Source organism: Romboutsia sp. (assembly GCF_035470145.1).
In the GTDB taxonomy this organism is placed as follows: domain Bacteria; phylum Bacillota; class Clostridia; order Peptostreptococcales; family Peptostreptococcaceae; genus Romboutsia_D.
Genome location: NZ_DATIRC010000284.1, coordinates 1 through 13,253, shown reverse-complemented (window position 1 = coordinate 13,253; position 13,253 = coordinate 1). Strand labels below are relative to the sequence as shown.

Below are 13,253 nucleotides of genomic sequence, written 5' to 3'. Positions count from 1 at the left end.
AATTTTGAATTTTAATTTTCTAAAAAATCTTTGAATCCTGTAGTCTTGTTTTTCAAGTATAGTAACAATTCCATCTTTATTCACTTCATATTCAATTTTATCGGAAATTTTAAATACTATATTTAAAACTTCGTCATTATTGTTTATCATGTTTTACCTTAGATAAGACAATAGGTAGTGTTGTAAGAACAACTAAAACAATTAGTAAAACCATTGCCATTGTATTTCCTGCTGCAAACCCACTTGGTGCAGTTCCTCTTATAACTCCTGATACTTGTAATATGATACCTATTAGACCGATGATAGAACCTCCTGCAACAAGACCAGAAGATAAACTTATACCATTTGCAACTTTAGCTTCTTTTTCATAGTCAGCTTTACAAGTCTTTTCAACAAGTACACGTATTAATGCTCCAATTAAGATTATAGAAGTTGTTGCAATTGGTAGGTAAAATCCTATAGCAACAGTCATAATTGGCAATCCTAAGAAATATAAAACAATTGCCATAAACACACCAGCAATAATCATAACCCAAGGCAATTCACCTGACATAATGCCTGAAGTCAGTGTTGACATTAAGTTTGCTTGTGGTAATGCAAATGGTGGATTATCACCAGTAATTCTAAGTTGATCTGCAAGTAATAATATTGTACCTGCAACAATGATTACACCTACTATACCTGCAAGTGCAAAGTAACGTTGCATTTCATTTTTACTACCACCCATAATGTAAGTTACTTTTTGAGACTGGCTATAACCACCAGCAACTGCTATAGCAACAACTATAAATGTACCAAATAGAAGTAATGATTTGTTATCTGCTTGACTAGTCCATCCCATTGAAACAAATATTAATGTTACGATAACTAATGATGCAATCGTCATACCAGATACTGGAAGATTTGATGTTCCGATAGTACCTGTTAGACGTCCAGCTACAATAACAAATAGCAATGATAATAAAAGAGAAATAATTGCTCCAACAATTGCCATTACAAAATTGCCTGAAATTAAAAATCCTGTTATAAATGCAATTATAATACCACCTAGTAATATTAACATCTGAATAGATGAAGTATCTTCAGAACTTCCAGAACTTGCTTTTGCGTTAACCGTTTCTCTAACAGAAGCTATAATAGTTGGGATAAGTTTAACTGCTCCAATAATACCACCACAAAGCATCATACCAGCACCTATGTATTTTACATAGCTACCAGAAATTGAATTTACATCCATTTGGTTAAGCGCCATTGAAGAATTATTCCACACTCTAGCTCCTTCTCCAGCCATATCAGTAAAGTAACCTATTAAAGGTGCAATAGCAAAGTTTGATAAAACAGAACCAGCAAACATCATTAAGGATACTTCAAGCCCTACAATAAATCCAATTCCTAAAAGAAGTGGATTAACTTCTATCTGGAATTTCCACTTATAAAACTTACTTCCATAGAAACTTATCACGTTATTCGCTACATTTAAGAATGAACCTGTTAATATGGTAATAAGACCACCAATTCCAAATCCAATTCCCATGTATTTCATAGAATCTCCAGCACCCTCTGATGCAACAAGCGTCTCAGAAATAGCCATTGACTCTGGATACATAAGTTTACCGTGTTCTTCAATAATTAAATAATTGTGAACAAGTGATGCAATTCCCATCCCAAATAACACTCCACCGATTCCAGTAACTATACCTTCTAAAAAGGTAACTTGACTACCAATTAAAATAATAGAAGGTAATACAAAGATCATACCACTGGCAATCGACTCACCACCACTTGACATACCTTGGATTAGATTTTTACCAAGAATACCTTTTTTATTAGCAAATGCTCCAACAAATGCTGAACCTATTATGGAACCTGGAATTCCTGCAGCAACTGTAAGACCTGCTTTCATACCAGAATAAGCTGTGGAAGCGGCAAAGACAGCAGCTAAAACAAGACCTATCATTAATACTGTAATATTTCCACCTGATTTAGAGTTATCTGTTATGTAAGGAACATAATCTTTTCCAGATACTCCTCCATATGCACCCTTAGGCAATTTTTTATTCATTAAGATTCACCCTCCTTTATTTTATTTAGACATATTAATAGCAATAGGTAAGACTTTGATATTATCTAATTATAGATTTTAAATCAATACAATCTTCTTATGTTACTAGAAATACTCAATTGCAGTAATATCTTTTATTTGTAAGAAGTACTAATACTGGTATTCTATACACATTTATTATGTGTTTGATTTTGCAGTTTATACAATAAATTTATCGTCTCAAAAAAATCCTATTATATATGAACTATGTATTTTGTCTTCAAGCATTATTTTTACCTCTCCTAAAATAAAAGATCTATTTTGATTTTTAATTCTACCTTTCTAATTATTACCATGTTCTTGTAATCTATTCTTAATCGATTCATGTTAATCTAGATTAAATATGCTTACTTATAAATTTTTTTGTAGCAGTAAAACCCATCTATTAAATTTTTAATAGATGGGTTTTTATTACTTTATCTGATGCTAATGGAATACCTTTTAGTGCTGCTCCAATAGCTGTTATGGGTAATGCAGTTACTGATTTGCATGAAGATATGGCAGCTGAGCAAAAAGCTTTAGCAACTTACTATCATCTTATAAATTTAACTGATGATGTTGATATAATAAACGTGTTGAGATTTTTAGGTGAAAGAGAAATAGTGCACTATCAAAGATTTGGAGAAGCTTTAATGGATGTTTATGATTTTCAAGAAAGCCAGAATATATTTTAGTATTTTATAATTTTTATTTATTGACTTTTAATATAAACTTATACAATTGTATAAGTTTATATTTTTATAATCAATAAAAAACTCTTACTAAACATTATATAGTAAGAGCTTTTTATTGATTATCTTCATTATTAACCACGACTATTCTCCTTTTGCAATATTTGTATGCTTATTTTATCATTTCAATATAAAAAATGAATATATTTTACGTGCTTATTCACTTACTCTATATTATAGTCTGGCGTATAATCATATTCTATTTCACTTTCATAATCAAGATATAGTAAATCTAAACTATTTTCCATATATATTTCCTCCTATATTATTATTATTTTATTCAAAAATGAAATTTTAATTTTATAACTTTCATACTTAATTTAATATATGCAAGTAATCCTTGAAAATTTCCATTTCTTATAGTTTTATTTTCATTTTAAAATTAATTATATATAAAAAACTCCCCCTATATTGTAGGCAGAGTATATTAAACGGTTGATAAAACTCTTACTTTTATATCTTCTTGTAAAGTACTAAATCCGGATATATCGTCTATATCTTTAATTAAAAATACTTGTAAATAATCATTTAATGCCTTTAAAGAAATGTACTCTTTTCTATCACTAAAGTAGTAATATAAATTTTTCATATATTTTAGATAACATTTATTAATTCTAACTTCTACATATATTGAATCAGTTTTCATCCTAGATGATTGAAATAATTCCTTTAATCTCATATATGCACACTGAGCATCTTTGCTAATATACATATTACTTAGCCTTTCATCTAAAGCTTCTTCAATACTTATTACAGCAGATCTGTTAATAAATAATTCTATATAATAGTCATTTCTACTATATTTAAATTGATAAAAATCAGTTATTACACTCATGACTACACTCCTTATAATTCATATCTGATTTTTGTTTCTATTATATATTATTTTCAAAATTCACTGTTATTTATACGTGAATTATTAATTTAAATTTTAGTTATTAATTCACCGACAAATAATAATAGGATATAAGAATATATTAAATATGTTCTCATATCCTACAGCCATATTATACTATTTTTTATAAAACTCTACGTGCATTTACAAATGCACCATTGTAATAGCTACTTAATTCTGATATTCCTACTTTTCCTTTACCAGATGATGCATGTATCATCTGATTATTCCCCATATATATTCCAACATGACTTACATATCCATTATTAGATCCAGCTGTATCAAAGAATATTAAATCACCTTTTTTAAGTTGACTTCTGCTTACATATTGACCAAACTTACTTTGATCTCTAGATACTCTAGGTATGCTAATTCCTGAAGAGTTCTTAAATACATATTGAGTAAATCCTGAACAATCGAAACTATTTGGTCCTTCTGCTCCCCATACATATGGTTTTCCTAATAATTTTTTTGCAAAATCTATAACTTCATCTGCTTTTTCACTAGATGGAAGATTGGAAGATATTTTATCTGATAAATATTGGCTTGACATATATCCTATGTTTCCGTTATAGCTTATCTTTGACCATCCATTTGACTGCGATATAAATTCTACCTCTGTTCCTTTATTTAATTTACCCATTGATGAATAACTTGTACTTGGGCCTTTTCTAAAGTTTACCGAGTTACCGTTTACTACCTTTGTTGATTTTATAGTATTATCAGTGTTATCTGATGGTTGATCTGGATTTTCGCTTTTATTCGATACGTATTGACTTGACATATATCCTATGCTTCCATTGTAACTTATCTTTGACCATCCATTTGACTCCGATATAAATCCTACCTCTGTTCCTTTATTTAATTTACCCATTGATGAATAACTTGTACTTGGGCCTTTTCTAAAGTTTACTGAGTTACCGTTTACTACCTTTGTTGATTTTATAGCATTATCTGAGTTTGAATTTTCTGTGTTATCATTAGATGATGTAGAAACATAATCTCCATATACATATCCAACCTTACCATTATACTTAACGTTTACCCATCTTCCGCTCTTACCTATATACTCAACTTGATATCCTTTGTTTAGCTTACCCATTGACTCATAGCTTGTACTTGGGCCTTTTCTAAAGTTTACTGAGTTTGCTGTCATTGTTCTATATTCTATATTTATTTGTTGTATATTATCTTCATCTGCATGTGCTATAGTTACTGACATAGGTAGTACTATAGATGTAGCTATTAAGCTCGCTGTTATTTTTCCTTTTTTCATATTCATAATATTTTATTACAGAACTCATCGTCTGTAATGCACTCATCTCCTCTCTCTTGCAATAAAAAATTTGTTGCTTCATTCCTGCATCCAACGTATAATTATCAAGCACATATATCATTGTTGCTTTAAAGGAATTAAACATTGTTATTTAACAATGCCCCCTAAAATATATATAAAGCCATCATAAATTACATTAAGCCTTATAAATTAAATTTGGTTTTATCTAAAAAATCGATTTAACTATAACTAAAAATAGCGTTTTTTATATTTTATAAATTCGTATTATATAACGTATTTTATTTAATCTGATAAAGTGTAGAATATTTATTATACAATTTATTCTTTAATAATATTATTACAAATTTGTAACTTTTTGTCTATAGAAATAGCTAATTGTATTTTTTTGACATTTAAATCAAAAAAATAAGAGGATCTACTAAATAAAGTAAATCCTCTCATTTTATTCTTTATTTTTAATATCCAGTAGATCCAAATCCACCTTCTCCTCTATCTGTATCATTTAATTCTATTACTTCTAATATATTTATATCATATATAGGTTTTACTACCATCTGAGCTATTTTCATATTTTTAGTTACTATAAATTCTTCTTTTCCATGATTTATTAAAATAACACCAATTTCGCCTCTATAACCTTCATCAATTGTACCTGGTGTATTTAAAACTGTTACAGAGTGCTTAAGTGCTAAACCACTTCTAGGTCTTATTTGTGCTTCTGTATTTTTAGGTAAGGCAATACTTATTCCTGTTTTTATAAGTCTTGATTGTGTAGAAGGAATAATCACTTCCTCTATAGAATATAAATCCATACCAGCATCACCTTTGTGAGCAAAATTAGGGATTATAGCGTCTTCATGCATTTTTTTTATCTTAAGTGTATACATTTAATCTCTCCTTTTGTAATTTCATATACATATTATATACTAAATAATTTTCATTAATCTATTTTATTATGAAAATTTATAAATTTAATTTAGCTAGACAATATTAATATTTTTAGGAGGAATAAAATGAATTTGCTACCTATACCTTGGATGAAACAAAAACTTGAAGTTATTTATGATACAAACTTATATGGTAACTTATATTTAATGTATAGTAATGTTAACTTTAAAAACTCTACTGATGCTACAACCACAACTTTACTTAACTTATTAGATGACTATAATATTAATGTAGATCAAAATAATTCTTTATATTTATATTTTCCTATAGAACTAAATTTCTTTATTAAAAATTTAATACTTTCATTTAAATCTTTATTTAAGGAAAATGTATATATTATATTAGGAGGATATCAAGAAAATTATACCAGTTGTAATGAATTAGATCCTGTATATAATTTATATGTTAAATTCCCAGAACTTAGGGGTGTAATAGATTTTTCATACTTAATAGATAACGCTAAGTGTTATGAAATTTTTACATCTTTATCAGATACACAAAGAATTTATATAAATCCAACTTCATCTTGTACTATATCTGGACCTACATTAAATTATCATATAAAAAATACTAATCCTAATAACACTAATCATATTTCATTTATAAATTTAATGGATGGTGTTATGGCAAATAACTATGTTGATTGCTACTTAAAAGGTTTAACTAATAATAATAATAATTTTAACTATAATTTCTAGACTGCCTTGCAGTCTTTTCTTTTTTTATGATAATATATTTAAAGTTGTGACTAAATATTTAAGTACCTTGAAGGGGGGTTTATTGTGAAACTTATATTAGCCGAAAAACCATCTGTTGCTAAGACTATAGCATCTTTCTTAGGTGCTAAGACTAGAGGTGATGGCTATTTTGAAGGAAACGGATATATAATCACTTATGCAGTTGGTCATTTAGTTGGTTTATATGATATGAAAGATTATGATAAGGACAGATATTCAGGTTCATGGAGAATGGATAATTTTCCTTTTATTCCTACTGATAAATTTAAGTTTAAAGTAGATAGTTCTAAGAAAAAACAATTTGATATAGTAAAGAGTCTTTTACATAGAGATGACATCGAATATATTATAAACGCTACCGATAATGATAGAGAAGGAGAATTAATTTCTTTCCTTATATTCTTATTATCTAAAAATAAAAACCCCATAAAAAGGATTTTAGTTAATGAATGGACTCCTGAAGATATTACAAGAGGTATTAATAATTTAAAAGATAATTGTGAAATGAGAAATTTACAAGCTGCCGGTTATACAAGACTTATAACTGACTGGCTTATCGGTATAAACTTTACTTCTGTTGCTACTTTAAAATATGGAAATGGTAAATTACTTAATATTGGTCGTGTAATTTTGCCTACTGTAAAATTGGTTTATGATAGAGATATGGAAATATTAAATTTTGTACCTAAAACTTACTATGAAATAGAAGGTAATTTTAAATGTAGTAATGGCCAATACAAAGGTAAGTATACAAAAGGAAAAGAAAGCAAATTTGATACTATCGAAGAAGTCAATGAGGTTATAAATAATATAACTTCTACTACTGGTAAAATACTAGATAAAAAAGTTAGCATGTCCAAAGAATATGCACCTAAGCTTTTCAGTTTGACTTCTTTACAAGGATATATAACTTCTAAGCACTCGAATTTCACTTCAGATAAGGTTTTAAGCGTGTGTCAATCCCTTTATGAAGGAAAAGGTAAGGGTGGGTGTATTACATACCCTAGAACAGATTCTATTTATTTAGAAGAAAGTTTAACTTTAAAGGTTTCTCAAACTTTAGATAAATTAAAAGTAGGACTACCTTATGAAAATCAAATTAAATTCTCAAAGACTAAAAGAGTTTTTGATTCTTCTAAAGTTGATAGCCATAGTGCCATTATACCAACTTATATAATTCCTAATAATCTTAGTTCAGATGAACTAATAGTGTATAATGCTATAAAAGATAGATTTTTAGCTAACTTCATGCCTCCTGCAGAGTATGAAAATACAGAAATAAAAACTGATGTTGATAAATATATTTTTTTAACTAAAGGTAAAGTGCTTAAATCTAAAGGTTATCTTGAAATTTATAATAAAGAAGAAAAAGATGATTTACTACCTATGGTTAATGATAATGATATTGTGGATGTTTTAGAAATAAAACCTTTAACTAAGCAAACCACACCCCCAAAACCATATACAGAAGATACTTTACTTAAGGCTATGAAAAATTGTGGTAAAAATGTTTCTGATGATGATACTGCTGTTTTATCAGGATACTCTATAGGTACCTCTGCAACTCGTGCTGATGTATTAAAAAAAATACTTCAAGTTGGATACGTTGGTAAAAAAGGTAAATCCTATTTTATATCAGATCTAGGAAAAAATTTGGTTGAGGTATTTCCTGTTAAAGATCTATTTGATGTTGATTATACAGGTAAGCTAGAAAAAAGCTTAAGCGATATTCAAAAGGGAACTTTCACTAGAAAAGAATATTTAACTAATATAATGAATTTTATTTATGAAAATGTTCAACTAATAAAAAGAGATTCACCTAAAAATATTAGTACAGAAAGTTATGTATATAATCCTAAAACTAAAAAATATACAAAAGAATCTGCTAAAACTTCAATAAAAGGTAATTCTACTAAAAATACTTCAAGCAAAAATAGCTCCAATTCTTCTATTCCTAAAAACGATAGTCTTGGAAAGTGCCCTATATGTCAAGAAGATGTAGTTGAAATAGAAAAAGGATATATTTGTAATAATTATAAAGAGTGTAAATTTGGAATTTGGAAAAATGATAAATTTTTAGAGTATTATAAGAAAAAACCTAATAAAACTATGGTTAAAAGTATATTAAAAAATGGCCAAGCTAAAGTTAAATCTCTAACTTCAAAACAAGGAAATAAATTTGATGCCATTCTTAAATATTACAAAAAAGAAAATGGTTACTTTGGTTGGGATATCGAAATAGAAAAAGAAACTAATAATTAGTTTCTTTTTCTATTTTTTATATGAAAATTTTATAATTTTTAGTAACAATAATCATTCTTTATACATATTAATATTGTAGTAATAAATCATTTCTTTTCATATATTTAATCCTACCTTAAATATATAGTTTATCTATAAAACATATAAACAAAGCCTCTATGGTTAATTTGAAAAGAACTACAATTCTATATAAATCAAAAGGTTGCTAATTAAATTAGCAACCTTTATTCTTTTTCATTTAAAGTTTCATCAATTTTGCACCTTGCCATTTTTATAAAATCTGATAAATTATAACTTTTTAATTTACATCCGCACTTAGGACAATATTCTAATTTTTTAGATACTAATGCCCTGCAATTCGTTTCTGGACATCTTACTTTTTCATTAACTTCAGATACTTTAAGTCCACATCTTGGACATATAGTTCCCGGCCTTGAAGATACATCTTTTCCGCATCTTGGACATTTTGTCATATTTATCCCACCCCCATTTTAATTAAAAAATCTCAATATATATTATGACACAACTTATATATATGTGATTATATTTATCTCTAAACTAAATGAATACAAAAATCCCCTTAATAACTATTCATATAGGTTTTGTTATACCTTATATAAATCATGTTAACTAAGGGGATTTTTATTATATATATTAAATTTTATGCTATTTTAGTTTCATGTAGCTTTATATTATATAGTTTCTTTTATAGATGCTTGTGCTGCTGCAAGTCTTGCTATTGGAACTCTAAATGGTGAACATGATACATAGTCAAGGCCCATCTTATAGCAGAATTCTACTGATGATGGTTCTCCACCATGCTCTCCACATATTCCTAATTTTATATCAGGCTTAACAGATTTTCCTAACTTTACACCCATTTCAACTAATTTACCTACACCTTTTTGGTCTAGAACTTCAAATGGATCTTTTTCTAATAATTCTCTATTTACATATTCTCCTAAGAATTTACCTGCATCATCTCTTGAATATCCAAAAGTCATTTGAGTTAAGTCATTAGTCCCAAAACTAAAGAAATCAGCTTCTTTAGCTATCTCATCTGCTGTTAAGCATGCACGAGGTATCTCTATCATAGTACCTATTGTGTAATCTACATTAACACCTTCTGTAGCTATTATATTGTCTACCGTTTCTTTTATCATTTCTCTTATAACTTTTAACTCTTTTACTTCCCCTACTAATGGTATCATTATTTCAGGGATAACTTTAATACCTTCTTTAGTCGCTTGTATAGCACCTTGTATTATAGCTTTAGCTTGCATTTCGTATATTTCTGGGAATGTTATTGCAAGTCTACATCCTCTATGTCCAAGCATAGGGTTAAATTCATCTAAATCTACTATTCTTCTTTTTATTTCACTTACTTCTAATCCCATAATATTTGCAAGATTTTCTACAGATTCATCATCATGAGGTAAGAATTCATGTAGTGGTGGATCTAATAGTCTTATATTTACACATTTGCCATCCATAACTTTAAATATATCTATAAAATCTTTTCTTTGCATTGGCAATAATTTTTCAAGTGCTACTAATCTTTGTTCTAATGTTTTAGATAGTATCATTTCTCTTACTGCTGGTATCCTATCTTCTTCAAAGAACATATGCTCAGTTCTACATAACCCAATTCCTTCTGCTCCAAATTTAATTGCCATAGCTGCATCTCTTGGATTATCAGCATTTGTTCTTACTACTATATTTCTGTACTTATCTACCCAATTCATTAACTTTTCAAAGTTTCCAGTTAATGCTACATCTGTTTTCTTAATTTCCCCTACATAAACACATCCACTAGATCCATCTAATGAAATGTATTCCCCTTCTTTTATAATAACATGTTCTGTTCTAACTTCTTTGTTATATTCATCAACCTTTATTTCTGAACATCCTGCTACACAACATTTACCCATACCACGAGCTACAACAGCAGCATGAGATGTCATACCCCCTCTAGCTGTAAGTATACCTTGGGCACAAACCATTCCTTCTATATCCTCTGGAGATGTTTCTAATCTAACTAATATAGCTTCTTCTCCTCTATTTTTAGCTTCTACAACATCTTGTGCATTAAAGTATACTTTACCACTTGATGCACCAGGTGAAGCTGGTAATCCTTTAGCTATAGCTGTTGCATTTTTTAAAGCTTTGCTTTCAAAACTTGGATGTAATAATTGATCTAATTGTTTAGGTTCAATTCTCATAATAGCTTCTTTTTTATCTATTATATCCGCTTCTACTAAGTCAACTGCTATATTTATAGCTGCCATAGCTGTTCTTTTTCCATTTCTAGTTTGTAATATATATAATCTTTCTCTTTCTATAGTAAATTCTATATCTTGCATATCCTTATAATGATTTTCAAGTATAGAAGTAATTTTCACAAATTCATCATATGCTTTTGGCATAACATCTTTAAGTGAAGATATATCTTGAGGAGTTCTTATTCCTGCAACTACATCTTCTCCTTGAGCATTCAGTAAAAATTCACCAAATAGTTTATTTTCTCCTGTAGATGGGTTTCTAGTAAATGCTACTCCTGTACCACTAGTTTCTCCCATGTTTCCAAATACCATAGATTGAATATTTACTGCAGTTCCTAACTTATGAGGTATATCATTTAATTTACGATATACAGCTGCACGAGGATTATTCCATGATTTAAATACTGCTTTTATTGCAAGCATTAATTGTTCTTTTGGTTCTTCTGGAAACTCACATCTTATTTCTTTTTTATATATTTCTTTATATTTTTTTACTATTTCTTTTAAATCATCTGTATTTAAATCTGTATCAAATTTATATCCTTTAGACTCTTTTGCATTGTCTAATACATTTTCAAATTTATATTTAGGTATTCCCATAGCTACGTCAGAAAACATTTGTATAAATCTTCTATAACTATCATACGCAAACCTCTCATTTTGAGTAGCATCTGCTAGAGCTATTACGCTTGTATCGTTAAGACCTAAATTAAGTATAGTATCCATCATTCCAGGCATAGAAAATACTGCTCCAGAACGAACTGATAGTAAAAGTGGATTTTTACTACATCCCAGTTTTTTATTTAAATTTTTTTCTAAACTTTGTAAATGTTCTTCTATTTCTTTTATTATTTCTTCTCTTATCGCCTCATTGTTATCATAATAATCATTACATGCGCTTGTAGTAATTGTAAATCCAGGAGGAACAGGTAATCCTATTTTTGTCATTTCTGCTAGATTTGCACCTTTACCTCCAAGCAAAGATTTCATATCTTTGTTACCTTCATTAAAACTATAAACATATTTAGCTTCCATTATTTAAAAACCCCCATTAATTTATTTGTAGCGAATGTTATTTATCGCCATCTTTATAGACTTTAAGTCCATTTTCTTTCATAATATCAAGAATTATACCTGCGGTTTCTTCTATTGCTTTACTAGACACATCTATTACTGGACATCCAATTCTTTTCATAATATTTTCTGAGTAATCTAATTCTTGAAGTATTCTTTCTAAATTAGCATAACTTGCATTGCTAGATAATCCTAATGCTTTAAGTCTTTCTTGTCTTATTTGATTAAGCTTTTCTGGAGTATTAGTAAGGCCTATAATTTTTTTAGGATTTATCTCAAATACCTCTTTAGGTATAGGTATTTCTGGCACTAGTGGTACATTAGCTACTTTAATATTTTTATTTGCTAAATACATACTTAAAGGAGTTTTAGAAGTTCTTGATATCCCTACTAAAACTATATCCGATTTTAATATACCTCTTGGATCTTTCCCATCATCATATTTTACAGCAAATTCTATCGCTTCAACTCTTTTAAAGTAGCTTTCATCTAGTTTTCTTATTATCCCAGGCTCTCTTTTAGGCTTTATATTTGTCTTATTTGCTATCTCTCTTAAAAGTGGAGTCATCAAGTCTATGTGGCTTAATCCTTGTTCTTCACAGAATTTATTAGTTGTATTTAATAGTATTTTGTCCACTAAAGTATATACTATTATTGCATTTTCATTTTTCCCACTATGTAGTATATCTAATAAAAACTTTTGATCTATAACATAAGGAAATCTTCTTATTTCATAATCATCATTTATATTAAATTGAGATATAGCTGCTTTTGTGACTTGTTGAGCTGTTTCACCTACTGAATCTGATATTACATATATAATTAAATTTTCCATATATTCCTCCTTAATTGTCAGCTAACTCTAAAAATAACTTTGTTATGTTAGTTTTAGATATCCTTCCTATAACCTTTACTTGATTTTTATC

The 13,253-nt window shown here is 28.3% G+C and carries 10 protein-coding genes; 3 read left to right on the top strand and 7 right to left on the bottom strand.

What is annotated here, in order from left to right; translation table 11 throughout:
* Positions 1-136 precede the first annotated feature (136 nt).
* Entirely contained in the window at positions 137-2,062 is a 1,926-nt protein-coding gene (locus tag VLM92_RS11680) for an OPT family oligopeptide transporter (RefSeq protein ID WP_325276511.1), read from the bottom strand.
* Positions 2,063-2,490: 428 nt separating this feature from the next.
* On the opposite strand from VLM92_RS11680, the gene VLM92_RS11675 reads away from it, so the two are divergent.
* Positions 2,491-2,775, top strand: coding sequence for a manganese catalase family protein (locus VLM92_RS11675; RefSeq protein WP_331681754.1), 285 nt, complete (start codon positions 2,491-2,493; stop codon positions 2,773-2,775).
* 484 nt (positions 2,776-3,259) lie between these two features.
* Here the strand turns inward: VLM92_RS11675 and VLM92_RS11670 are convergent, their stop codons facing one another.
* The 3 genes from VLM92_RS11670 to dut form a co-directional block, all read right to left on the bottom strand.
* Positions 3,260-3,667, bottom strand: coding sequence for a hypothetical protein (locus VLM92_RS11670; RefSeq protein WP_325276510.1), 408 nt, complete (start codon positions 3,665-3,667; stop codon positions 3,260-3,262).
* Positions 3,668-3,851: 184 nt separating this feature from the next.
* Positions 3,852-5,003 (bottom strand): SH3 domain-containing protein, encoded by a 1,152-nt coding sequence (locus VLM92_RS11665; RefSeq protein WP_325276509.1) that lies wholly within the window; start codon positions 5,001-5,003, stop codon positions 3,852-3,854.
* A gap of 476 nt (positions 5,004-5,479) precedes the next feature.
* A complete protein-coding gene (gene dut, locus VLM92_RS11660) occupies positions 5,480-5,911 on the bottom strand; it encodes a dUTP diphosphatase (protein ID WP_325276508.1) in 432 nt (143 codons plus the stop codon).
* Between the two features lie 126 nt (positions 5,912-6,037).
* On the opposite strand from dut, the gene VLM92_RS11655 reads away from it, so the two are divergent.
* Together VLM92_RS11655 and VLM92_RS11650 are read left to right on the top strand one after the other, a co-directional pair.
* The gene (locus VLM92_RS11655) at positions 6,038-6,670 is read left to right on the top strand and encodes a hypothetical protein (protein WP_325276507.1); all 633 of its coding nucleotides are present in this window, start codon (positions 6,038-6,040) and stop codon (positions 6,668-6,670) included.
* Positions 6,671-6,754: 84 nt separating this feature from the next.
* A complete protein-coding gene (locus VLM92_RS11650; RefSeq protein ID WP_325276506.1) occupies positions 6,755-8,971 on the top strand; it encodes a DNA topoisomerase in 2,217 nt (738 codons plus the stop codon).
* A 224-nt stretch (positions 8,972-9,195) separates the two neighbouring features.
* On the opposite strand, the gene VLM92_RS11645 is transcribed toward VLM92_RS11650, so the two are convergent.
* From VLM92_RS11645 to VLM92_RS11635, 3 genes are all read right to left on the bottom strand, one after another.
* Entirely contained in the window at positions 9,196-9,444 is a 249-nt protein-coding gene (locus VLM92_RS11645) for a hypothetical protein (protein WP_325276505.1), read from the bottom strand.
* 219 nt (positions 9,445-9,663) lie between these two features.
* Complete coding sequence (gene ppdK, locus VLM92_RS11640) at positions 9,664-12,288, bottom strand: pyruvate, phosphate dikinase (RefSeq protein WP_325276504.1); 2,625 nt, start codon at positions 12,286-12,288, stop codon at positions 9,664-9,666.
* A 37-nt stretch (positions 12,289-12,325) separates the two neighbouring features.
* Positions 12,326-13,162 (bottom strand): pyruvate, water dikinase regulatory protein, encoded by an 837-nt coding sequence (locus VLM92_RS11635; RefSeq protein WP_325276503.1) that lies wholly within the window; start codon positions 13,160-13,162, stop codon positions 12,326-12,328.
* Positions 13,163-13,253: the final 91 nt, after the last annotated feature.

Bases quoted from the DNA above. Each gene is read 5' to 3' on its own strand.
- VLM92_RS11670 (WP_325276510.1), bottom strand. From the start codon at position 3,667: ATGAGTGTAATAACTGATTTTTATCAATTTAAATATAGTAGAAATGAC.
- dut (WP_325276508.1), bottom strand. From the start codon at position 5,911: ATGTATACACTTAAGATAAAAAAAATGCATGAAGACGCTATAATCCCT.
- VLM92_RS11635 (WP_325276503.1), bottom strand. From the start codon at position 13,162: ATGGAAAATTTAATTATATATGTAATATCAGATTCAGTAGGTGAAACA.
- VLM92_RS11680 (WP_325276511.1), bottom strand. From the start codon at position 2,062: ATGAATAAAAAATTGCCTAAGGGTGCATATGGAGGAGTATCTGGAAAA.
- VLM92_RS11665 (WP_325276509.1), bottom strand. From the start codon at position 5,003: ATGAAAAAAGGAAAAATAACAGCGAGCTTAATAGCTACATCTATAGTA.
- ppdK (WP_325276504.1), bottom strand. From the start codon at position 12,288: ATGGAAGCTAAATATGTTTATAGTTTTAATGAAGGTAACAAAGATATG.
- VLM92_RS11655 (WP_325276507.1), top strand. From the start codon at position 6,038: ATGAATTTGCTACCTATACCTTGGATGAAACAAAAACTTGAAGTTATT.
- VLM92_RS11645 (WP_325276505.1), bottom strand. From the start codon at position 9,444: ATGACAAAATGTCCAAGATGCGGAAAAGATGTATCTTCAAGGCCGGGA.